This window comes from Enterobacter sp. IF2SW-B1, assembly GCF_001743375.1.
Taxonomy (GTDB): domain Bacteria; phylum Pseudomonadota; class Gammaproteobacteria; order Enterobacterales; family Enterobacteriaceae; genus Enterobacter; species Enterobacter bugandensis.
Map to the genome: position 1 here is coordinate 169,911 of NZ_MJAA01000001.1, position 22,531 is coordinate 192,441.

A 22,531-nucleotide genomic window follows, 5' to 3' on the forward strand; every position below is an offset into this window, starting at 1 on the left:
AACACAACAACACAACACTCCCGAGGAACGCCCATGAGTATGTCATCCATACCTTCGCATTCCCCATCCGGTAAGCTCTATGGCTGGGTTGAAAGGATCGGCAATAAAGTGCCGCACCCTTTCCTGCTGTTTATCTATCTGATTGTGATTTTGATGGTTGCCACCGCCGTGCTATCGGCCTTTGACGTCAGCGTGCGCAGCCCGGCAGACGGCAGCCTGGTGGCGGTGAAAAACCTGCTCAGCGTTGACGGGCTGCACTGGTTTTTACCGAACGTGATCAAAAACTTCAGCGGTTTCGCTCCGCTGGGGGCCATTCTGGCGCTGGTGCTGGGCGCCGGGCTGGCTGAACGCGTGGGCTTGTTACCCGCACTGATGGTAAAAATGGCGTCCCACGTCAGCGCGCGCTACGCCAGCTACATGGTGCTGTTTATCGCCTTCTTTAGCCACATTTCATCCGATGCCGCGCTGGTAATTATGCCGCCGATGGGGGCGCTGATCTTCCTCGCCGTCGGGCGCCATCCCGTGGCGGGTCTGCTGTCGGCCATTGCGGGCGTGGGCTGCGGGTTTACCGCCAACCTGCTGATCGTCACCACCGACGTGCTGCTCTCGGGCATCAGCACGGAGGCAGCGAAAACCATTGATGCGGCCATGCACGTCAGCGTGATCGACAACTGGTACTTTATGGCAAGCTCGGTGATTGTCCTGACGATTGTCGGCGGGCTGATTACCGATAAGATCGTCGAGCCGCGTCTGGGCAAATGGGAAGGCCGTAGCGATGAAAAGCTGGAGACGCTGAGCAAAGAGCAGCGCTTCGGCCTGCGCGTGGCCGGGCTGGTCTCGCTGGCGTTTATCGCGCTGGTGGCGCTGATGGTGGTGCCGGAAAACGGCATACTGCGCGATCCGGTTAAGCATACCGTCCTGCCGTCGCCGTTTATTCAGGGCATCGTGCCGCTGATTATTCTCTTCTTCTTTGTCGTTTCGCTCGCCTACGGTATCGCTACCGGCAAAATCCGCCGTCAGGGCGATCTGCCGCAGCTGATGATCGAGCCGATGAAAGAGATGGCGGGCTTTATCGTGATGGTATTCCCGCTGGCGCAGTTTGTGGCGATGTTTAACTGGAGCAACATGGGCAAGTTTATGGCCGTGGGCCTGACCGACGCGCTGGAGGCTGCCGGATTAAGCGGCGTACCGGCGTTTGTCGGCCTGGCGCTGCTGTCATCCCTGCTGTGCATGTTTATTGCCAGCGGCTCCGCCATCTGGTCAATTCTGGCGCCGATCTTCGTGCCGATGTTTATGATGCTCGGGTTCCACCCGGCGTTTGCCCAGATCCTGTTCCGCATCGCGGACTCCTCGGTGATCCCGCTGGCGCCCGTCTCACCTTTCGTTCCGCTGTTTTTAGGCTTCCTGCAGCGCTATAAGCCCGAGGCCAGACTGGGTACCTACTATTCGCTGGTTTTACCCTACCCGCTTATCTTTTTAGGGGTATGGCTGGTGATGCTGGTGGCATGGTATCTTGTCGGCCTGCCGATTGGGCCGGGGATATACCCGAGGCTAAATTAAGGGATTGAAAATGCTGAGATTACTCGAAGATAAAATTGCGACGCCGCTCGGGCCGCTGTGGGTGATCGCGGACGAGCAGTTCTGCCTGCGCGCCGTTGAGTGGGAAGAGCACAGCGACCGCATGGAGGAACTGCTTGATATTCATTACCGCGCACAGGGTTATGAACGCATCAGCGCCACCAACCCGGGCGGGCTGAGCGACAAGCTGGCGGCGTATTTTGAAGGCGATCTCAGCATCATTGACACTCTGCCAACCGCCACGGCAGGTACCCCTTTTCAGCGCGAAGTGTGGCAGGCGCTGCGGTCGATTCCGTGCGGGCAGGTCATGCATTACGGCCAGCTCGCGGAGCAGCTAGGCCGCGCAGGCGCCGCACGCGCGGTGGGTGCCGCCAATGGCTCTAATCCGGTCAGCATTGTGGTGCCCTGCCATCGGGTCATTGGCCGTAACGGCACCATGACAGGCTATGCCGGTGGCGTGCAGCGCAAGGAGTGGTTACTGCGTCACGAAGGGTATCTCTTGCTGTAGATCCCAGGCTTTTTGTGCTTAATTTTCTACCGGTTAGGCTAAAAATCCATAATCAAGCTGTGGAATTTCAAGAAGATGGCAACACGTTGCCGTCTCTTGTCCTTATTGAGGGTTTGTCAGGCTTACGTACTTACCAAAAAGATGTTAAAATTGACCAATATCAATTAAGGCTTGAGCAAACCTATGATCCCGGAAAAGCGAATTATACGACGCATTCAGTCTGGCGGTTGTGCTATCCATTGCCAGGATTGCAGCATCAGCCAGCTCTGTATCCCGTTTACCCTGAATGAGCATGAACTCGATCAGCTTGATAATATCATCGAGCGCAAAAAGCCGATTCAGAAAGGGCAGACGCTGTTTAAAGCGGGAGACGAACTGAAATCGCTCTATGCTATCCGCTCTGGCACCATCAAGAGCTACACCATCACCGAACAGGGTGACGAGCAGATCACCGGCTTCCACCTGGCAGGCGATCTGGTGGGCTTTGATGCCATCGGCACTGGTCACCACCCGAGCTTTGCTCAGGCACTCGAAACCTCGATGGTTTGCGAAATTCCGTTTGAAACCCTGGACGATCTGTCCGGTAAGATGCCTAACCTGCGTCAGCAGATGATGCGTCTGATGAGCGGTGAGATCAAAGGCGATCAGGACATGATTCTGCTGCTTTCCAAAAAGAATGCAGAAGAGCGTCTGGCCGCGTTTATCTACAACCTCTCCCGCCGCTTCGCCGAGCGCGGTTTCTCGCCGCGTGAGTTCCGTCTGACCATGACCCGTGGCGATATCGGTAACTACCTGGGCCTGACCGTTGAGACCATCAGCCGTCTGCTGGGTCGTTTCCAGAAGAGCGGAATGCTGGCCGTTAAGGGTAAATACATCACTATCGAAAACGGCGAAGCGCTGGCCGTTCTTGCCGGACACGCCCGCAACGTGGCGTAACTCTCCGCATGTTGATAACCAGACTGATAAATTCACTTGATTTATTGGTCTGGTATCATCGCTTCCGCTTTAAGACATTTGCACCGTAGCACGTCCCCATACAGCGCCTGAAAGGTTGTCGTTGAGGTTATGAATTGAGAGAAAGTTTGTTTTTCGTTTCAGTCGTGATCGCCTCAGTGACCTTTATATTCATCTGGATCATGCTTGTCGGTCCGATGAAGGGGGAGGAAAAAACCTACGTTCAGGATTCCACGACCTTTGCGATAGCGGTGATGGTGCTGCTATTCATTGCGTTTATCGCGGTGACATCCACCGTGCTTTTCCTCTGATAAATTTTCATGAATTATTGATCTGGCAAAAGCTCCCCTCTGTTTCATTCAGGATATATAGGTTACTCTTTTAATTACAGACTGTGGTGACAGTAGTAAGGAGACCTGTATGGCCAAGTATCAAAACATGCTGGTAGCTATCGATCCGAATCAGGACGATCAGCCGGCATTACGACGTGCTGTGTATTTACATCAACGGATTGGTGGCAAAATCAAAGCGTTTTTGCCGATCTATGACTTCTCGTATGAGATGACCACCCTTCTGTCGCCTGACGAGCGCACCGCTATGCGTCAGGGCGTCATCAGCCAGCGTACCGCGTGGATCCGTGAACAGGCGAAGTATTACCTGGAAGCGGGCGTGCCTATTGATATTAAAGTGGTCTGGCATAACCGACCTTTTGAGGCCATTATCCAGGAAGTGGTTGCCGGTGGGCACGACCTACTCCTGAAGATGGCGCACCAGCACGACAAGCTGGAGTCCGTAATCTTCACTCCGACCGACTGGCATTTGTTGCGTAAATGCCCTTGCCCGGTCTGGATGGTGAAAGACCAGCCGTGGCCTGAAGGCGGGAAAGCCGTTGTGGCGGTGAATCTCGCGAGCGAAGAGGATTATCACAATTCGCTCAACGAGAAGCTGGTGAAGGAGACCATCCAGCTTGCCGATCAGGTTAACCATACCGAAGTACATCTGGTGGGCGCCTATCCGGTTACCCCGATCAATATCGCCATTGAGCTGCCGGAATTTGACCCAAGCGTCTATAACGACGCGATCCGCGGTCAGCACCTGCTGGCGATGAAAGCGCTGCGCCAGAAGTTCAGTATTGACGAGAACATGACGCACGTGGAAAAAGGGCTGCCTGAAGAGGTGATCCCGGATTTAGCCGAACATCTGCAGGCCGGGATTGTGGTGCTGGGCACCATTGGCCGGACCGGTATCTCTGCTGCCTTCCTCGGCAATACCGCCGAACAGGTGATCGACCATCTGCGCTGCGACCTGCTGGTCATCAAGCCGGATGAGTATCAGACGCCGATTGAGCTGGACGACCCGGAAGACGATTAACGTAAACATCAAAGCCCGCCGCTCCGGCGGGCTTTTCTCATCAGCTCTCCATTACCGGCTTCGGCTGTTCACCTGACTCATCCTGCATCCACGGCGCGTGCAATACCATGCTGGGCAGCGCCAGCTTAATCTCCTGGGCGTTCAGCCCTTCAAGAATACGGATATTGATCTCCTGCTGGATATCCATGTATTTATTGTAATCCGCGGTATTAACGATATGGACGACTTCAAACGTCAGGCGGTCGCGGTCAAATCCCAGAAAATGGGCACGATCGAATTTTGTCTCGCCGACATCAGTAATGATCTGCCTGACCATATCCCCCACGTAGCGCAACTTATCGGGCGGCGTGTCGCTGGCAACGCCAAAGGTAAAGACGATGCGACGCGTCTGCATGCGTTTGTAGTTGTGAAGCGTCTGCTGAAGCAAAATGGCGTTACCGCAGACGATCTGCTCCCCGCTCAGGCTGCGGATGCGGGTCGTTTTCAGGCCAATGTGCTCTACCGTCCCCGCCACGTCGTTGAACACCACAAAATCGCCAATTTCAAACGGCTTATCAAAGCCGATAGAGAGCGAGGCAAACACGTCGCTGAGGATCGTTTGTACGGCGAGGGCGATGGCAATACCCCCTACCCCAAGGCTGGCAACCAGAGCAGTGATGTTGACGCCCGCGTTAGCAAGGATAGACAGCAGCATCACTGACCAGACGATGGCACGGAGAATAAGCCCCGTGATCACCAGCGTGACCGGGTTTTTATGGCTTCCAGGCGCCAGCATGACGTGACGAAGCCACGACACCACCCCCTGATCCATCCACAGCGCCACCTGGATGGCGAAAACCAGGAACCAGGCGTGGCTCACGGTGCCAAAGAGATGATCCGGCAAGTCAACGAAACGCAGGCTGAAGAGCAGCGCCACCACAAACAGCAGGAAGCGGCTGGTGCGGTTAAGCATATCGGTCAGGATAAAACGCATCCGGTTGGTGGTCGGGTGCTTGTCGCCCCAGGTGGTGATGCCTTTCTTAACGAATGCGATCAGGCGCGTTAGCAGCCAGTACACCAGCAGCGTCACAAAGACAACCGTGGCGGCGCCTATCCAGAATGTCGGCGTCATCATCAGCGCGATGATGTCGAAGCGGGACAGAAATTGCATTACACCTCCTCGTATTACACAAAGGGTAAAGTATAGACAGAGGAGAAACGCTGGCCGCAGAAATAGGAAAACCGCCCCGAAAGGCGGTTTGTCAGGAGAAAGCGAATTACAGCGCTTTCAGAATCGCATCCACGCTGGCTTTGGCGTCGCCAAACAGCATATGGGTATTCTCTTTGAAGAACAGCGGGTTCTGCACGCCAGCATAGCCGGTGTTCATCGAGCGTTTGAAGACAATGACGTTCTGCGCCTTCCACACTTCCAGAACCGGCATCCCGGCGATTGGGCTGCGCGGATCGTCCTGTGCCGCCGGGTTAACGGTGTCGTTAGCACCAATAACCAGCACGGTGTCGGTGTCGGCGAAATCATCATTGATCTCGTCCATCTCCAGCACGATGTCGTATGGCACCTTCGCTTCCGCCAGCAGTACGTTCATGTGGCCCGGCAGACGTCCGGCCACCGGGTGAATACCAAAGCGAACTTTGATACCGCGCGCGCGCAGCTTCTCGGTGATTTCCGCCACCGGATACTGCGCCTGCGCCACCGCCATACCGTAGCCTGGGGTGATGATCACTGAATGCGAGTTTTTCAGCATTTCTGCGGTGTCTTCCGCGCTGATCTCACGGTGTTCACCCACTTCTTCGTCAGAGCCGGTAGAAGATCCGTCAGAACCGAAGCCACCGGCGATAACGCTGATGAACGAACGGTTCATCGCCTTACACATGATGTAAGACAGGATGGCACCGGAAGAACCGACCAGCGCACCGGTGACGATCAGCAGGTCGTTGCTCAGCATAAAGCCCGCAGCCGCCGCTGCCCAACCGGAGTAGGAGTTCAGCATCGAGACAACCACCGGCATATCCGCACCGCCGATGGACGCCACCAGATGCCAGCCAAACGCCAGCGCGATGATGGTCATCACCAGCAACGCCAGTACCTGCAGGCCCACGCTTTCGGTACGCACGAAGACCACCAGGAGCACAAACGACACCACCAGCGCCGCCAGGTTCAGCTTGTGACGGTTAGGCAGCATCAGCGGTTTAGAAGAGATCTTACCGCGCAGCTTGCCGAACGCTACGATAGAACCGGTGAAGGTTACTGCACCGATGAAGATACCGAGGAACACTTCGGTCAGATGAATGTTGACCAGAATCGGCTCCATGCCCGGTTCGTGATACAGGTAGCTGTTGAAGCCCACCAGCACCGCTGCCAGGCCCACGAAGCTGTGCAGAATCGCCACCAGCTCCGGCATCTCGGTCATTTCCACGCGCTTCGCCAGGCGAATACCAATCGCGCCGCCGATGATCATCGCCACCAGGATCCACGCCACGTTGCCGGTATCCGGCCCGAAGATGGTGGCAATCAGCGCAATCGCCATCCCGGCGATACCAAAGTTATTTCCCTGCTGAGACGTTTCGTGTTTGGAAAGCCCCGCCAGACTGAAAATAAACAGGATTGCAGCAACAATGTATGCGGCTGTCACTAATCCTCCAGACATATGCTACCCCTTAGCCTTTACGAAACATTTTCAGCATGCGCTGAGTCACGGTGAAACCACCGAAAATATTGATACTGGCGATCAGCACCGCGATAAAGCTCAGGAAGCTGATCCAGCCGCCGTGTCCAATCTGCAGCAACGCCCCTACCACGATGATCCCGGAGATAGCGTTGGTCACCGACATCAGCGGCGTATGCAGCGCATGGGAGACGTTCCACACCACGTAGTAACCCACAACGCACGAGAGTGCGAAGACGGTAAAGTGGCCGAGGAACTCTTTCGGCGCGACGTCAGCCAGCCAGCCGAACAGAATAATGACCAGCGCCATGATGGCGTATTTGCGCCACGGAGAAGCCGGTTTTGCCGGTTCTTTTGGCTCGGGTGCCGCTTTCGGCGCTGCCTGGGGCTGGGCTGAAACCTTAATAGGCGGCGCAGGCCAGGTAATTTCACCTTCGCGAACGACGGTGACGCCGCGCACCACCACATCGTCAAAATCGACGGTGATGTTGCCGTCTTTCTCTTTGCAGAGCAGCTTCAGCAGGTTAACCAGGTTGGTGCCGTACAGCTGAGACGACTGGGTTGGCAGGCGGCCAGGCAGGTCGGTATAGCCGATCACCTTCACGCCGTTAGCGGTCGTGGTCACCTGATTGGCAACGGTATACTCGCAGTTACCGCCGTTTTGCGCCGCCAGGTCGACAATCACGCTGCCCGGCTTCATGGAGTCGACCATCTCACGGGTGATCAGCTTCGGCGCCGGTTTACCCGGAATAAGCGCGGTGGTAACAATAATGTCGACGTCTTTCGCCTGCGCGGCGAAGAGTTCCATTTCGGCTTTGATAAAGGCTTCGGACATCACCTTCGCGTAACCATCACCGCTGCCCGCTTCTTCCTTAAAGTCCAGCTCAAGGAATTCGGCCCCCATGCTCTGAACCTGTTCCTTCACTTCGGGACGGGTGTCGAACGCGCGCACGATAGCGCCCAGGCTGTTTGCCGCACCGATTGCGGCAAGACCCGCCACGCCCGCGCCAATTACCATTACTTTTGCCGGTGGGACTTTCCCCGCCGCGGTGATCTGGCCGGTAAAGAAGCGTCCAAATTCGTGGGCTGCTTCAACAATGGCGCGGTAGCCGGCAATGTTTGCCATGGAGCTCAGCGCATCCAGCGACTGCGCGCGCGAAATACGCGGCACGGAGTCCATCGCCATCACGGTCACGCCACGGGCCGCCAGCTTCTCCATCAGTTCAGGATTTTGTGCAGGCCAGACGAAGCTCACCAGCGTGGTGCCTGGATTCAGCAGCGCAATCTCACTCTCTTCCGGCGCGTTGACCTTCAGAATCACGGGCGACTGCCAGACTTCAGCACCGTCCACCACTTCCGCGCCAGCCTGAATAAAGGCTTCGTCATCGAAACTCGCCAGCTTGCCTGCGCCGCTTTCAACCGCGACGGTAAAACCCAGCTTAAGCAGTTGCTCCACCGTTTTCGGTGTTGCCGCTACGCGGGTTTCATTGGCTAACCGTTCTTTTGGTACCCCAATACGCATAGTTTTCCCTTCCATCGGTTTTTGATGATGGTTTGTCGATAAATGCCCGCGGTTTGTATCAATTTTCGCCAGCATGATAGCGACGAGAAATGAGTAACCCCGCAAAATAAAACAGTAACAAACTGTCTATAACCTACTGAAAATAGCGCTTGTGATCTACCGCCAGAAAACACTATTTCTTACTTTATCTGTGAAAAATAAGCGATCGGCGTCACTGACAGTGATATTTACCTTAAATTCATCGCCAGAACCGATAAATCGCGTAAGCGAAGCGGTAAAAACATGATATAGCGCCATAAGAGAACAAGTTATTAACATAAAATTAACTTGTAAAAGTCATATGCTTTATCAGTTTTGCTTGTCAAACGCCTGTTTTTTCAACATATCACTAAATGTTATCGAATTCGGTAATTGAGTGAGCACAGGCAGTGAAAAATGGCGCAGACAGCGACGGGTTTTAAATGCCATAATCGGGGCCGTCTCAAATAAACAACAATACCAGTACATGGTTTGCGCAAGGCGAAGGATTATTTTTATGAAGCTTAAGAACACACTCCTGGCGTCCGCACTTCTCTGTGCGACCGCCCTGTCTGCGAATGCCGCAACAGAGTTAACGCCAGAGCAAGCGGCAGCGTTAAAACCTTTTGACCATACGGTCATTGTGGGTCGTTATAATTCTATTGGCGATGCCGTCGCCGCCGCATCAAAAGCCGCGGATAAAAACGGGGCGGCCTCGTTTTACGTAGTTGACCAGTCCGATTACGGCAACAGCGGTAACCAGCGCGTGACCATTGCGCTGTATAAAGATAATGCACCAAAGGCTGACGCGCCGAAAAATCGCGTGATCAACGGTATCGTTGAGCTGCCGAAAGATCAGGCCATTGAGCTGGAACCTTACGACACCGTTACCGTTCAGGGCTTCTATCGCAGCCAGCCAGAAGTGAACGATGCCATCACCAAAGCCGCGAAAGAGAAAGGTGCCTACTCTTTCTATATCGTGCGTCAGGTGGATGCTAACCAGGGCGGCAACCAGCGTATTACCGCATTCATCTACAAAGAAGATGCGAAAAAACGCGTTCTGCAGAGCCCGGATGCCATCCCTGCGGATTCTGAAGCGGGTCGCGCGGCGATAGCCAAAGGCGGCGAAGAAGCGAAGAAAGTTGAAATTCCGGGCGTAGCGACCACTGCGGCGCCAAGCGCTGAAGTGGGCCGTTTCTTTGAAACGCAGTCCACGAAAGGTGGCCGTTACTCCGTGACGCTGCCGGACGGCACTAAAATTGAAGAGCTGAACAAAGCCACTGCCGCGCAGATGGTGCCGTTCGACAGCATCAAGTTTACCGGCAACTACGGCAATATGACGGAAGTCTCTTATCAGGTCGCGAAGCGTGCGGCGAAGAAAGGGGCGAAGTATTACCACATCACCCGCCAGTGGCAGGAACGTGGTAACAACGTGACCATCAGCGCCGATCTGTACAAGTAACAAAACCGTTGATGAAAGGCGGCGCAATGCCGCCTTTTTTTGTTACTTTTTTTGAAAATCTGCCACACATCATTGCATGCTTTCGTTACACTCCGTAAAATCCCGCGCCTTAGTGTGATCCACCATTTTTATGCGCCTTAGCGAAATAATTATTCTGGATTGGGACTTTTCATAACAGGAAGCCAATGGAAAAGAAACTTGGCCTGAGTGCTTTAACTGCACTTGTATTGAGCTCAATGCTGGGCGCGGGCGTATTCAGTTTACCGCAGAACATGGCGGCCGTCGCAAGCCCTGCCGCCCTGCTCATTGGCTGGGGCATTACCGGTGTCGGGATATTGCTGCTGGCGTTTGCCATGCTGTTGCTGACGCGCATTCGCCCGGATCTGGACGGCGGCATTTTCACCTATGCACGTGAAGGTTTCGGCGAGCTGATCGGCTTCTGTTCCGCCTGGGGCTACTGGCTGTGCGCGGTCATCGCCAACGTCTCTTATCTGGTGATTGTCTTCTCGGCGCTCAGTTTCTTTACCGATACCCCTGAGCTGCGCCTGTTTGGCGACGGTAATACCTGGCAGTCTATCGTCGGCGCCTCGGTGCTGCTGTGGATTGTTCACTGGCTGATTTTGCGCGGTGTCCAGACCGCCGCCAGCATCAACCTGGTGGCGACGCTGGCGAAGCTGGTGCCGCTTGGCCTGTTTATCGTGCTGGCCTTCATTGCGTTCCGTCTCGACGTGTTTTCGCTTGATTTCAGCGGCATTGCGCTGGGCGTTCCGGTCTGGGAGCAGGTGAAAAACACGATGCTGATTACCCTGTGGGTATTTATCGGCGTTGAGGGTGCCGTCGTGGTTTCTGCACGCGCGCGTAATAAGCGCGATGTGGGCCGCGCCACGCTGCTGGCCGTCCTGGCGGCGCTGGGCGTGTATCTGCTGGTGACCCTGCTGTCGCTGGGCGTGGTGGCGCGTCCTGAACTGGCCGAAATGCGTAACCCGTCCATGGCAGGACTGATGGTGAAAATGCTCGGCCCGTGGGGCGACGTGGTGATAGCCGCAGGGCTGATCGTCTCCGTCTGCGGCGCTTATTTGAGCTGGACCATCATGGCGGCTGAAGTGCCGTTCCTGGCCGCGACGCACAAGGCGTTTCCACGCCTGTTTGCCCGTCAAAATCAAAATAATGCGCCATCAGCCTCACTCTGGCTGACCAACATCAGCGTTCAGGTCTGTCTGGTGCTGATCTGGCTCACAGGTTCAGACTATAACACCCTGCTGACCATCGCCTCGGAGATGATTCTGGTACCCTATTTCTTAGTGGGTGCGTATTTGTTAAAAATCGCCACGCGTCCGGCGCACTATGTTGTGGGCGTAGGGGCCTGTATTTACGGCCTGTGGTTGTTGTATGCTTCCGGGCCGATGCATCTGCTGCTGTCGGTTGTGCTGTATGCGCCGGGTCTGCTGGTGTTTATCTATGCCCGCCGCACGCATCAGCTGGAGAACGCGCTGAAACGCCGTGAAATGGCCTTAATCGGGCTGTTACTGGTTGCTGCCGTACCGGCAACCTGGATGTTAATGGGATAGCACTGTCTTTCCCATTGTTGAACTGTAAAGGAGAATACGATGGGAAATGCACCGCTTCGCCCAATACTGATCACCGGTGGAGGCCGCCGTATCGGCCTCGCCCTCGCCCATCACTTTCTCAACCTTCGCCATCCGGTTATTGTCAGCTACCGTACGGAATACCCGTCGATTGAGGGGCTGCGCAAAGCCGGAGCGATCTGCATTCAGGCTGATTTTTCCACCGACGAAGGCATTCTGGCCTTTGCCGAACAGGTTAAATCCACCGCGACGGGGTTGCGCGCCGTGATCCATAATGCCAGCGCATGGTGTGCCGAGAAGCCCGGCACGTCCCTCAGCGATACGCTCTCCGCCATGCTGCAGATCCACGTTAACGCCCCTTATCTGCTTAACCACGCGCTGCAGGATCTGCTGCGCGGCCACGGGCATGCGGCGGGCGACATTATTCACTTTACCGATTATGTGGTGGAGCGCGGCAGCGACAAGCATATCGCCTACGCGGCCAGCAAAGCCGCGCTGGATAACATGACCCGCTCCTTTGCCCGCAAGCTCGCACCTGAGGTGAAGGTGAACGCCATCGCCCCGGCGATGATTTTGTTTAACGAACACGATGATGCGGAATACCGCCAGCAGACGCTGAATAAGTCGCTCATGAAAATAGCGCCCGGTGAGAAAGAGGTGATCGACCTGGTGGATTACCTGCTCACCAGCTGCTACGTCACCGGCAGAACCTTTGCCGTGGACGGCGGCCGCCCGCTGCGCTAGTGAAAGCGGCTCCAGAAGAAGATTAACACCCAGGCGCTGAGCCCCCAGCAGACCACTGCCCCGCCCAGCGCCAGGGGAAGCCGCAGAAAACCGGTGAAATACCACAGGGAAAGCAGGTAGAGAAAGTACGGTATGATTGACCACATGCCAAACACGATGGTCGTGCGTAGCGCTTCCGTACCCCGCTCAGAGGCCACAATATAGTGGGCAATCAGCGCAAAGGTCGGGAACAGCGGGATAAGCCCGGCAATATAGTAGTTTTTGTTTTTTGCCAGAATGCCAATCAGTAACACCACCAGCGCCCCCAGCGCGGCTTTGATCACCAGCCCCATATTTTTTCCTATAACAATCAAATAACAAGAAACGTCAGAATAACGGAAGCGGCGTTAATTTTGAAAGATTAATGGAAGGTTAAGGTTCCGCGGTGTATTTTGGCTTTTTTCACGAAAACAGACGCTGTATGAATAAGATTGTATATGTTGAAGACGAACCCGAAGTCGGGCAATTGATCGCTGCCTATCTGGGTAAACATGATATGGACGTCATTGTTGAGCCTCGCGGCGATCGTGCCGAAGAGGTGGTCGTCCGTGAAAACCCGGATTTAGTGCTGCTGGACATCATGCTGCCAGGCAAAGACGGCATGACGCTCTGCCGGGACCTGCGCGCCCGCTGGGACGGTCCTATCGTTCTGCTTACCTCACTGGACAGCGATATGAACCATATTCTGTCGCTGGAGATGGGCGCCAATGATTACATTCTGAAAACCACACCGCCTGCCGTCCTGCTGGCCCGCCTGCGCCTGCATTTGCGCCAGCACGCCAGCATTGAACGCGAAGCGCCCGCGCCGTCCCTGACGCCGCACAAAGCGTTGCGCTTCGGTACGCTGTCTATTGACCCGGTTAACCGCCAGGTCCTGCTTTCCGGCGAGCTTATCGCCCTTTCTACCGCAGACTTTGACCTGCTCTGGGAGCTGGCCACGCATGCCGGGCAAATCATGGACCGCGACGCGCTGCTGAAAAACCTCCGTGGCGTGAGCTATGACGGTATGGATCGCAGCGTTGACGTGGCGATTTCGCGATTACGCAAAAAACTGCAGGATAACGCCACCGAGCCCTACCGCATTAAAACCGTGCGTAACAAGGGTTATCTGTTTGCCCCACACGCCTGGGAAACCTGATCGTCGGATAGGATAATCTGCGCGAATTGAAGGCATTGTGCGAAAATGCCCTCCTTTCGCGCATTTATTTTTACGTTTGCGCAACATTTAACTTGCTAAGCACGCAAACTATTCCATAATTAGCTTCTCGACTCTCCTTTCTTCAGCTCATCCTGCTCTTACGATCGTTTTACTCATTTTCGCCGTGAAGCTTTCACGACATCGCTCCCAGAAATCTTGAAATGAGGATTTAAGCCCATGAATTATGTATAGCTACGGTCAGGTAGAAGCGATAAAAACCAATCTTGAGTGGATTGTTAATCAGGCAACCCTTAACCACACCTCCCCCTCACGCACCGATCAAAAAGCGCTCTTTGACCTGCTGGAACTCATCCAGTCTTACGAAATACTGCTGGATCTCATCAGCGAATACGGGGCGGATGTGATTGATACGCACATTGCGGAAGGCCTGGCCGTGACCGAAAAACTCATCGCCAAGGTAAAAAACAGCGCGAAAGCCATATAACACGCTCGACAGACGTGAAAAACCCGAAGGGTTTTCATGTATATTCTGCACATAGCGTTTTTGCGGTGAGATCCAATGAAAAAGCTGTTTGTGCAGTTTAGTGTGCAGAAAATCTGCAATTTACTGGAAAGGCTATAGCTTCTCTCCCGTTCGCAAAGCTATTAACGGCTCGTTACAACGCATCTGCCTCTACGATTATTTGGGGATGCCTGGCGGAAAGGGTTTTCGCACATGCCCAATGCGTGGTCACTCTTTTTCCATTTAGCTTTCCGGTGAGCGCCAGGAGTAATGCCCCCGTACAAACTGAACCAAACCGCTTGCTGCATAACTTTGTAAAAAATTCAACACCTTCAGAAACAAACGCTCGCATCAGATTGCTCATTTCAAAATTACCAGCAGTTAAATCGATTTCCTTGCAGGTTTAATGCATCTGTCGATGTAAGTCATGAACGTCTATTTATCCACTCAAGGGAATAGCAGATGATTTTTCCGCTGTAGGGATATCCCTTTTAAATCCACTTACAAATGCGCTCGTGTTGGAAGAATTTCATGTATGGTATTCTTTAGTTGTTTATATTTAGTACATTGTCCACAGTAGTTACATCCTATGCTCAATTACATTGTCATTAATTAGTTAGCGAGATAAGAATGAAATCAAATGTAAAGTATACTTTTCATCACTTCGGCATCCCGTTACAGGATGGCGTTTTTGAAGGTGCATACAGCGAAAAAGCGGGGATGTATACAGTCGATAACCCAGGTCAGTTTCGTGTGCAGTGGCATAGATTTAAAGATAGTTCTCCACTCCACAATCTGATAAAAACTGTGCCTCACGTCGCCTTTAAAGTGGACAACCTGCTAAGAGCTATCGAAGATGAAGAAGTCATTCTTGGTCCCTATGAGCCCATTGACGGTTTCGTTGTTGCCATGATTAATGACAATGGCGCACCGATTGAACTGATAGAAACTACACTCTCAGATGATGAAATCTGGGAAAGAGCAAGGTCCGGTCAAGGCGACCTTTACAGGAAGTAATTTTATCTGGGAGCCGTTGTGAAAGTGGCTCTCTGTGAATACTTATTTGAAGCCTGGCAAATAAATCTGAACTTCGCTCATCATCCACTCACGAGCCACATGAAGAAATTGTTTCCTACCACCAGCTTCCCACCGGGCCATTTTGCTGGCGCAATGACTAACCTCTTTCGTTTCGGTATTAATAATATGATTAAGCTTGTTCAGCCGAGAAATTGCTTCAAAACTGAACGAGAAGACAGGCCTACCGAACGATAAAACGATCGGGCATTCGCCGCAGACGCCCCTATCAGCTGCGTCATACATACGCGTGCTGGATGTTGTCGGCAGGTGCTAATCCTGCTTTTATAGCGAATCAGATGGGTGATGAGAATGCAGAGATGGTCTTCCATGTATACTCTGCGTGGATAAATGTTCTCGATAGCGATCAGGTACCATTTTTGAATCAGCGCTTTGGCGGATATGCAAATGTCCCTATAGTGCCCCTGAAGGTAAAAACAAAGTAGTTAATTACTTGATGTCCCGGTGATATTTAATGAAAAAGCTGTTTGTGCAGTTTTATCTTTTACTGTTTGTCTGCTTCCTGGTGATGACCATGCTGGTCGGGCTGGTCTATAAATTTACCGCCGAACGTGCGGGCCGGCAGTCGCTGGACGATCTGATGAAAAGCTCGCTGTATCTGATGCGCAGCGAGCTGAGAGAGATCCCGCCACACGACTGGGCGAAAACCCTGAAAGAGCTGGATCTTAATCTGTCATTCGATTTACGCATTGAGCCGTTGAAAGATTTTGAGCTGGATCCGCCCGCCATGCAGCGTCTGCGCGACGGGGACATCGTTGCGCTGGATGAAAAATACACCTTTATCCAGCGCATTCCGCGCAGCCATTACGTGCTGGCCGTCGGGCCGGTGCCCTATCTCTATTATCTGCACCAGATGCGCCTGCTGGACATGGCGCTGATGGCCTTTATCGCCATTTCGCTCGCATTTCCGGTCTTTATCTGGATGCGGCCCCACTGGCAGGACATGCTGAAGCTGGAATCTGCCGCGCAGCGTTTTGGCGAGGGGCATTTTACCGAACGCATTCACTTCGACAGCGGTTCCAGCTTTGAGCGTCTGGGCGTGGCCTTTAACCAGATGGCCGATAACATCAACGCCCTGATCGCCAGTAAGAAGCAGCTGATCGACGGAATTGCGCACGAGCTGCGCACGCCGCTGGTTCGCCTGCGCTACCGTCTGGAGATGAGCGAAAATCTGACCGAGGCAGAGAATCAGGCGCTTAACCGCGACATTGGCCAGCTTGAAGCGCTGATTGAGGAGCTGCTGACCTACGCGCGTCTCGACCGCCCGCAAAACGAGCTGAACCTCACCACGCCGGATCTGCCCGCCTGGCTGCAAACCCACATTGATGACGTTCAAAGCGTAAACCCGCAGCGCACGCTGTTGACGCGCGTCACGCCGGGTGACTACGGCGCGCTCGATATGCGCCTGATGGAGCGCGTGCTGGACAACCTGATGAACAACGCCATGCGCTACAGCGAAAGTACGCTCCAGATTGGCCTGGATTTGCAGGGCAACCGGGCCAGCCTGACGGTGGAGGACGACGGACCGGGAATTGCCCCGGAAGCGCGAGAGACCGTGTTTGAACCGTTTGTCCGCCTCGATCCCAGCCGCGATCGCGCCACCGGCGGATGCGGCCTGGGGTTGGCGATTGTCTACTCTATCGCGCAGGCGATGGGCGGCACGGTGCATTGCGAGGAGAGCGAGCTCGGCGGCGCGCGCTTCTGCTTTAGCTGGCCGGTGTACCATAACATCGCCCTTCCCGTCCCTGCCTGACCTCAAACGCACGCTGGCCTGACCCGGCGTGCTGTGCTATATGATAAGTATGTTGTAACTAATGAGAGTGTTTATGGCGAACTACGATCTCATCGAACGGCTTAACGGCACGTTTCGGGAAATAGAACACGAACTCCTGACCCTGACCGAGCGTTTGCAGGCCTGCCGCCTGCTGGCCGCGCGTGTCTTTACCCTGCCGGATGTGGCTAAAGGAGCCGAGCACGATCCGCTGGACACCATCGAGGTCGAACAGCACATCGGCAGCGCGGCCCTTGAGCTGGCGCTAAAACACTATCGTCGCCTGTTTATCCAGCAGCAGTCAGAAAACCGCAGCAGCAAGGCCGCCGTGCGCCTGCCGGGGGTCATCTGCCTGCAAACCGATGCGACATCGCGCGAAGCGCTGGAAAGCCAGATTGCGCATATCAACACCCTGAAAGCGGCCTTTGAAAAGATCATCACCGAAGAGTCCGGCCTCGCCCCTGCCGCGCGGTTTGAGTGGGTGCACCGACAGCTTCCGGGGCTGATTACCCTGAATGCCTATCGGACGCTGACGGTACTGCGTCACCCCGCTACGCTGCGCTTCGGCTGGGCGAATAAGCACATCATTAAAAACTTCACCCGGGATGAGATTCTGGCCCAGCTGGAAAAAAGCCTGAAGACGCCGCGCACCGTCGCGCCTTGGTCGCGGGAGCAGTGGATTGAGCGCCTGGAGCAGGAGTACCACAGCATCGCCTCGCTGCCGGCGGATGCGCGCCTGAAGATAAAGCGCCCGGTTAAGGTGCAGCCTATCGCTCGCGTCTGGTATTCCGGTCAGCAAAAGCAGGTGCAGTATGCCTGCCCGACGCCGCTGATTGCGCTTTACGATGCCGATCAGGGCGCGGTAGTACCCGATATCGGGGAACTGCTGAATTACGATGCTGACAATGTTCAGCACCGTTACAGACCTCAGGCGCAGCCGCTACAGCTGATTATTCCTCGGCTGCACCTGTACGTGGCGGGATGATTATTTCAGGCTACCGACCATCGCTTCCGGGCGAACCCAGGCGTCAAACTCCGCCTCCGTGAGATAGCCCAGCGCCAGGGCGGAGGCTTTTAGCGTTAGCCCTTCTTTATGCGCTTTTTTGGCGATCTCGGCGGCCTTGTCGTAGCCAATATGGGTATTGAGCGCGGTGACCAGCATCAGAGATTCATTGAGCAGCTGGCTGATGCGTTCGCGATTGGGCTCAATCCCCACCGCGCAATGCTCGTTAAAGCTCTCCATCCCGTCCGCCAGCAGACGAACAGATTGCAGCACATTGTGGATCACCATCGGGCGATAGACGTTCAGCTCGAAGTTGCCGGACGCACCGCCCATGTTGACGGCCACGTCGTTGCCCATCACCTGGCAGCAGAGCATGGTCATGGCTTCGCACTGGGTCGGGTTCACTTTACCCGGCATGATGGAGCTGCCCGGCTCGTTTTCCGGGATGCTGATTTCACCGATGCCGCAGCGCGGGCCCGAGGCCAGCCAGCGCACGTCGTTAGCAATTTTCATCAGCGAGGCCGCCAGCCCCTTCAGCGCGCCGTGGGTGTGGACCAGCGCATCGCAGGTCGCCAGCGCTTCGAACTTATTGGGCGCCGTGACGAACGGCTGTCCGGTGATGGCAGCAAGCTCCTCCGCCACGCGCACCGCGTATTCTGGATGGGTGTTTAACCCGGTACCGACCGCCGTCCCACCGAGCGCTAGCTCCGCCAGGTGCGGCAGGCTGTTCTCGATATGCTTCAGGTTGTGTTCCAGCATCGCCACCCAGCCGGAAATCTCCTGGCCGAGCGTCAAAGGCGTGGCGTCCTGCAGGTGCGTACGGCCAATCTTGACGATGTCGCGGAAGGCCTGCGCTTTCTCGTTAAGCGTGGATTTGAGCACGTTGAGCTGCGGGATAAGCTGCTCGCGAATGGCGATTACCGCCGCCACGTGCATCGCCGTCGGGAAGACGTCGTTAGAGCTCTGGCTTTTGTTGACGTCATCGTTCGGGTGGACCTTACGTTCCATGCCGCGCACGCCGCCCAGCAGCTCGCTCGCCCGGTTCGCAAGCACTTCGTTCATGTTCATGTTGCTCTGGGTACCGGAACCGGTCTGCCAGATAGCGAGGGGAAATTCGTCAGGATGCTTGCCCGCCAGCACTTCGTCTGCGGCGTTGATAATGGCGGTGGCTTTATCGGTGTCCAGCAGGCCCAAATCCTGGTTCACTTTCGCGGCGGCGCGTTTGGTCAGCGCCAGCGCCTGAATCAGCGAGACGGGCATTTTTTCGGTCGAAATACGGAAGTGCTCCAGCGAACGCTGGGTTTGCGCGCCCCATAGCTTGTCGGCCGGGACGTCGATGGCGCCCATCGAGTCTTTCTCATGGCGTACCGTGGTCATTACTTTCTCCTTGATAACAAAAGAGGGATTGCTCACATGCTTAAGGGATAAGTATTGATGACTTCTGAGAAACGGTATGGCGCTTTGTGCGCTCTTTTTGATGTCGGGTGGCGGCTGCGCCACCCGTTTTTTTCAATTTACTTCACGCACGCCGAACACTGGGACGACTGGATCTGCTTGAAGAAGTCGTTACCTTTGTCATCCACCAGGATAAACGCCGGGAAGTCTTCCACTTCGATTTTCCAGATCGCTTCCATACCCAGCTCCGGGTATTCCACGCACTCCAGGCTCTTGATGCTGCCCTGCGCCAGTACTGCCGCCGGGCCGCCGATGCTGCCGAGGTAGAAGCCGCCGTGCTTGTGGCACGCGTCCGTCACCTGCTGGCTGCGGTTGCCTTTAGCGAGCATGATCATGCTGCCGCCGTTGGCCTGCAACTGATCAACGTACGAGTCCATACGCCCTGCCGTGGTTGGGCCTAACGAGCCGGAGGCATAGCCTTCAGGCGTTTTCGCCGGGCCCGCGTAGTAGATCGGGTGATCTTTAATGTACTGCGGCAGCCCTTCGCCGTTGTCCAGACGCTCCTTCAGCTTCGCGTGCGCAATGTCGCGGCCCACGATGATCGTGCCGTTCAGGGAGAGACGGGTCGAGACCGGATACTGAGAAAGCTGCGCCAGAATCTCTTTCATCGGACGGTTCAGGTCAACGCGAACCGCTTCACCCTCACCCGCTTTACGCAGCGCTTCCGGGATGTATTTGCCCGGGTTATTTTCCAGCTTTTCGATCCACACGCCTTCGCGGTTGATCTTGGCCTTGATGTTGCGATCCGCAGAGCAGGAAACGCCCATCCCGACCGGACAGGAGGCACCGTGGCGCGGAAGACGGATCACGCGCACGTCGTGGGCAAAGTATTTGCCGCCAAACTGCGCCCCGAGACCCAGGTTACGCGCTTCTTCCAGCAGCTCCTGTTCAAGCTGCACGTCGCGGAAAGCCTGACCGTGTTCGTTACCCTCGGTTGGCAGGCCGTCGTAGTATTTGGTTGAGGCCAGCTTGACGGTTTTCAGCGTGCTTTCAGCTGAGGTTCCGCCAATCACGAAGGCGATATGGTACGGCGGGCACGCCGCGGTGCCGAGGGTACGCATCTTCTCAACCAGGTAATTTTTCAGCTTGCCCGGAGTGAGCAGCGCTTTGGTTTCCTGGTAGAGATAGGTTTTGTTGGCTGAACCGCCGCCTTTGGCGATACAGAGGAATTTGTACTCGTCACCGTCGACGCTGTAGAGGTCAATCTGTGCAGGCAGGTTAGTGCCGGTATTGACCTCTTTGTACATATCCAGCGCCGCGTTTTGCGAGTAGCGCAGGTTGTCTTCGGTGTAGGTGTTGTAGACGCCGTGAGCCAGCGCCGCTTCGTCACCGCCGCCGGTCCAGACGCGCTGGCCTTTTTTACCGACGATGATCGCCGTGCCGGTATCCTGGCACGTTGGCAGAATGCCTTTCGCCGCGATGTCTGAGTTACGCAGGAACTGCAGGGCAACGTACTTGTCGTTTTCGCTGGCTTCCGGGTCGCTCAGAATATCGGCAACCTGCTGCTGATGCGCGGGGCGGAGCATAAAGGAGGCATCGTGGAAAGCGTGCTGCGCCAGCAGCGTCAGCGCCTGCGGATCCACCTTGAGGATCTCTTGTCCTTCAAACTCAGAGACGGAGACGTGATCGCGGGTTAACAGGTAATACTCGGTCTGATCCTTACTGAGGGGGAAAGGATCCTGATAATGGAAGGGTTTATTCGACATTGTTCTCTCACTTACTGCTTCGGTCTGTTTATTCAGGGCAGATGTTCCGCTGCCCGGCTTAAAAGCGAGTCAGCTTATCCTACACAATTTTTTAACAAAAACTGAGACTAGTACGACTTTTTACATCCACAGGTTACTTCCACGTGGTTTATTGCTTTAATACCCGGAGTTAATTCCACATTTGAATCAGGGCTTGATAATGCAAAAACTCATTAACTCAGTGCAAAACTACGCCTGGGGAAGTAAAACTGCGTTAACGGATCTCTACGGTATCGCGAACCCGAACAACCTGTCGATGGCGGAACTATGGATGGGGGCGCACCCGAAGAGCAGCTCAAAAATTGAAGACGCCAGCGGCCAGGTACGCAGCCTGCGTGACGTGATTGATGCCGATAAAGCCGCACTGCTGGGCGACAAGGTGGCTCAGCGCTTTGGCGAATTGCCGTTCCTGTTTAAGGTGCTGTGCGCCGACCAGCCGCTCTCCATCCAGGTTCACCCGAACAAGAAAGCGTCTGAAATCGGCTTTGCCAAAGAGAACGCGGCGGGCATCCCGCTGGACGCCGCCGAGCGTAACTACAAAGATCCTAACCACAAGCCGGAGCTGGTGTTCGCACTGACGCCGTTCCTGGCGATGAACGCCTTCCGCGAGTTTTCAGAGATTATCTCCCTGCTGCAGCCGGTCGCGGGTGCCAACAAGGCTATTGCCCACTTCCTCGAAAACCCAAACGCGGACGCGCTCAGCCAGCTGTTTGCCAGCCTGCTGAATATGCAGGGTGAAGAGAAATCTCACGCGCTGGCGGTGCTGAAAGCGGCCCTGAACAGCCAGCAAGGGGAACCGTGGGAGACCATCCGCCTGATTTCCGAGTTTTACCCTGACGACAGCGGCCTGTTCTCCCCTCTGCTGCTGAACGTGGTGAAGCTGAACCCGGGCGAAGCGATGTTCCTGTTCGCGGAAACCCCGCACGCCTACCTGCAGGGCGTAGCGCTGGAGGTGATGGCCAACTCTGACAACGTGTTGCGCGCGGGCCTGACGCCGAAATATATCGACATCCCTGAGCTGGTTGCCAACGTGAAGTTTGTAGCGAAGCCTGCCGCGGAGCTGCTGACTCAGCCGGTGAAAAACGGTGCAGAGCTGGACTTCCCGATTCCGGTTGAGGATTTTGCGTTCTCCCTGCACGACCTCAATCAGACGGAAACGACAATCGCACAGGAAAGCGCGGCGATCCTGTTCTGCGTCGAGGGCGAAGCAACGCTGCGCAAAGGCGAGCAGCGTCTGGTTCTCCAGCCTGGCGAGTCAGCATTCGTTGCAGCCAATGAGTCCCCGGTCAGCGTAAGCGGCACCGGTCGCCTGGCGCGCGTTTTTAATAAGCTTTAAGCACTTACTGATTTTTTTAA

The 22,531-nt window shown here is 55.2% G+C and carries 20 protein-coding genes and 3 pseudogenes; 15 read left to right on the forward strand and 8 right to left on the reverse strand.

Annotation, left to right across the window (positions count from 1 at the left end):
- Window positions 1-33 precede the first annotated feature (33 nt).
- From abgT to uspE, 5 genes are all read left to right on the forward strand, one after another.
- Entirely contained in the window at window positions 34-1,560 is a 1,527-nt protein-coding gene (gene abgT / locus A6013_RS00780; RefSeq protein ID WP_045261473.1) for a p-aminobenzoyl-glutamate transporter, read from the forward strand.
- Window positions 1,561-1,570: 10 nt separating this feature from the next.
- Window positions 1,571-2,086 (forward strand): methylated-DNA--[protein]-cysteine S-methyltransferase, encoded by a 516-nt coding sequence (gene ogt / locus A6013_RS00785; protein WP_028012946.1) that lies wholly within the window; start codon window positions 1,571-1,573, stop codon window positions 2,084-2,086.
- 183 nt (window positions 2,087-2,269) lie between these two features.
- Window positions 2,270-3,022: a fumarate/nitrate reduction transcriptional regulator Fnr gene (gene fnr, locus A6013_RS00790; protein ID WP_006174991.1), complete on the forward strand. Its 753-nt coding sequence runs from the start codon at window positions 2,270-2,272 to the stop codon at window positions 3,020-3,022.
- 176 nt (window positions 3,023-3,198) lie between these two features.
- A complete protein-coding gene (locus tag A6013_RS00795) occupies window positions 3,199-3,351 on the forward strand; it encodes a hypothetical protein (protein ID WP_223824746.1) in 153 nt (50 codons plus the stop codon).
- Window positions 3,352-3,460: 109 nt separating this feature from the next.
- Window positions 3,461-4,411, forward strand: a complete 951-nt coding sequence (gene uspE / locus A6013_RS00800; protein ID WP_028012944.1) for a universal stress protein UspE — start codon at window positions 3,461-3,463, stop codon at window positions 4,409-4,411.
- Between the two features lie 40 nt (window positions 4,412-4,451).
- Here uspE and A6013_RS00805 read toward each other — a convergent pair whose 3' ends face one another.
- The 3 genes from A6013_RS00805 to pntA form a co-directional block, all read right to left on the reverse strand.
- The gene (locus A6013_RS00805) at window positions 4,452-5,561 is read right to left on the reverse strand and encodes a mechanosensitive ion channel family protein (protein ID WP_045261475.1); all 1,110 of its coding nucleotides are present in this window, start codon (window positions 5,559-5,561) and stop codon (window positions 4,452-4,454) included.
- Window positions 5,562-5,667: 106 nt separating this feature from the next.
- On the reverse strand, window positions 5,668-7,056 hold the full coding sequence (pntB, locus tag A6013_RS00810; protein ID WP_013096868.1) for a Re/Si-specific NAD(P)(+) transhydrogenase subunit beta: 1,389 nt from the start codon (window positions 7,054-7,056) through the stop codon (window positions 5,668-5,670).
- 10 nt (window positions 7,057-7,066) lie between these two features.
- Entirely contained in the window at window positions 7,067-8,596 is a 1,530-nt protein-coding gene (gene pntA / locus A6013_RS00815; RefSeq protein WP_069732370.1) for a Re/Si-specific NAD(P)(+) transhydrogenase subunit alpha, read from the reverse strand.
- A gap of 535 nt (window positions 8,597-9,131) precedes the next feature.
- On the opposite strand from pntA, the gene ydgH reads away from it, so the two are divergent.
- The 3 genes from ydgH (at window position 9,132) to folM (ending at window position 12,406) form a co-directional block, all read left to right on the forward strand.
- On the forward strand, window positions 9,132-10,076 hold the full coding sequence (ydgH, locus tag A6013_RS00820) for a DUF1471 family protein YdgH (protein WP_014883599.1): 945 nt from the start codon (window positions 9,132-9,134) through the stop codon (window positions 10,074-10,076).
- A 185-nt stretch (window positions 10,077-10,261) separates the two neighbouring features.
- Complete coding sequence (locus tag A6013_RS00825; protein ID WP_028012940.1) at window positions 10,262-11,644, forward strand: amino acid permease; 1,383 nt, start codon at window positions 10,262-10,264, stop codon at window positions 11,642-11,644.
- A gap of 39 nt (window positions 11,645-11,683) precedes the next feature.
- Window positions 11,684-12,406, forward strand: a complete 723-nt coding sequence (folM, locus tag A6013_RS00830; protein ID WP_069732371.1) for a dihydromonapterin reductase — start codon at window positions 11,684-11,686, stop codon at window positions 12,404-12,406.
- Here folM and A6013_RS00835 read toward each other — a convergent pair.
- Window positions 12,403-12,738, reverse strand: a complete 336-nt coding sequence (locus A6013_RS00835) for a GlpM family protein (RefSeq protein ID WP_069732372.1) — start codon at window positions 12,736-12,738, stop codon at window positions 12,403-12,405. The two genes, folM and A6013_RS00835, sit on opposite strands and share 4 nt — an antisense overlap.
- A gap of 128 nt (window positions 12,739-12,866) precedes the next feature.
- Between A6013_RS00835 and rstA the strand changes: the two genes are divergently transcribed.
- Both rstA and A6013_RS00845 read left to right on the forward strand, forming a co-directional pair.
- On the forward strand, window positions 12,867-13,583 hold the full coding sequence (gene rstA, locus A6013_RS00840; RefSeq protein ID WP_028012938.1) for a two-component system response regulator RstA: 717 nt from the start codon (window positions 12,867-12,869) through the stop codon (window positions 13,581-13,583).
- A gap of 244 nt (window positions 13,584-13,827) precedes the next feature.
- The gene (locus tag A6013_RS00845; RefSeq protein WP_069732373.1) at window positions 13,828-14,088 is read left to right on the forward strand and encodes a hypothetical protein; all 261 of its coding nucleotides are present in this window, start codon (window positions 13,828-13,830) and stop codon (window positions 14,086-14,088) included.
- Window positions 14,089-14,263: 175 nt separating this feature from the next.
- Here the strand turns inward: A6013_RS00845 and A6013_RS24875 are convergent.
- Window positions 14,264-14,410, reverse strand: a pseudogene (locus A6013_RS24875) (DJ-1/PfpI family protein); the annotation flags it as partial.
- 326 nt (window positions 14,411-14,736) lie between these two features.
- Between A6013_RS24875 and A6013_RS00850 the strand changes: the two are divergent.
- Window positions 14,737-15,123 carry a hypothetical protein gene (locus tag A6013_RS00850; protein WP_069732374.1) on the forward strand — a complete coding sequence of 129 codons (387 nt, stop codon included), beginning with the start codon at window positions 14,737-14,739 and terminating at the stop codon, window positions 15,121-15,123.
- A 42-nt stretch (window positions 15,124-15,165) separates the two neighbouring features.
- Here the strand turns inward: A6013_RS00850 and A6013_RS27485 are convergent.
- Window positions 15,166-15,339, reverse strand: a pseudogene (locus A6013_RS27485) (KilA-N domain-containing protein); the annotation flags it as partial.
- A 35-nt stretch (window positions 15,340-15,374) separates the two neighbouring features.
- Here A6013_RS27485 and A6013_RS24880 point away from each other — a divergent pair.
- The 3 genes and pseudogenes from A6013_RS24880 to tus all read left to right on the forward strand — a co-directional run.
- Window positions 15,375-15,626 (forward strand): annotated as a pseudogene (locus A6013_RS24880) (site-specific integrase); the annotation flags it as partial.
- A gap of 29 nt (window positions 15,627-15,655) precedes the next feature.
- Window positions 15,656-16,954, forward strand: a complete 1,299-nt coding sequence (gene rstB, locus A6013_RS00860) for a two-component system sensor histidine kinase RstB (RefSeq protein WP_048999470.1) — start codon at window positions 15,656-15,658, stop codon at window positions 16,952-16,954.
- A gap of 73 nt (window positions 16,955-17,027) precedes the next feature.
- Complete coding sequence (gene tus / locus A6013_RS00865) at window positions 17,028-17,957, forward strand: DNA replication terminus site-binding protein (RefSeq protein ID WP_059356968.1); 930 nt, start codon at window positions 17,028-17,030, stop codon at window positions 17,955-17,957.
- Here tus and fumC read toward each other — a convergent pair whose 3' ends face one another.
- Together fumC and fumA are read right to left on the reverse strand one after the other, a co-directional pair.
- On the reverse strand, window positions 17,958-19,352 hold the full coding sequence (gene fumC / locus A6013_RS00870) for a class II fumarate hydratase (RefSeq protein ID WP_047368424.1): 1,395 nt from the start codon (window positions 19,350-19,352) through the stop codon (window positions 17,958-17,960). It lies immediately after the preceding gene.
- 137 nt (window positions 19,353-19,489) lie between these two features.
- Complete coding sequence (gene fumA / locus A6013_RS00875) at window positions 19,490-21,136, reverse strand: class I fumarate hydratase FumA (RefSeq protein WP_028012930.1); 1,647 nt, start codon at window positions 21,134-21,136, stop codon at window positions 19,490-19,492.
- 199 nt (window positions 21,137-21,335) lie between these two features.
- On the opposite strand from fumA, the gene manA reads away from it, so the two are divergent.
- A complete protein-coding gene (manA, locus tag A6013_RS00880) occupies window positions 21,336-22,511 on the forward strand; it encodes a mannose-6-phosphate isomerase (protein ID WP_069732376.1) in 1,176 nt (391 codons plus the stop codon).
- The last annotated feature ends 20 nt before the right edge of the window (window positions 22,512-22,531 follow it).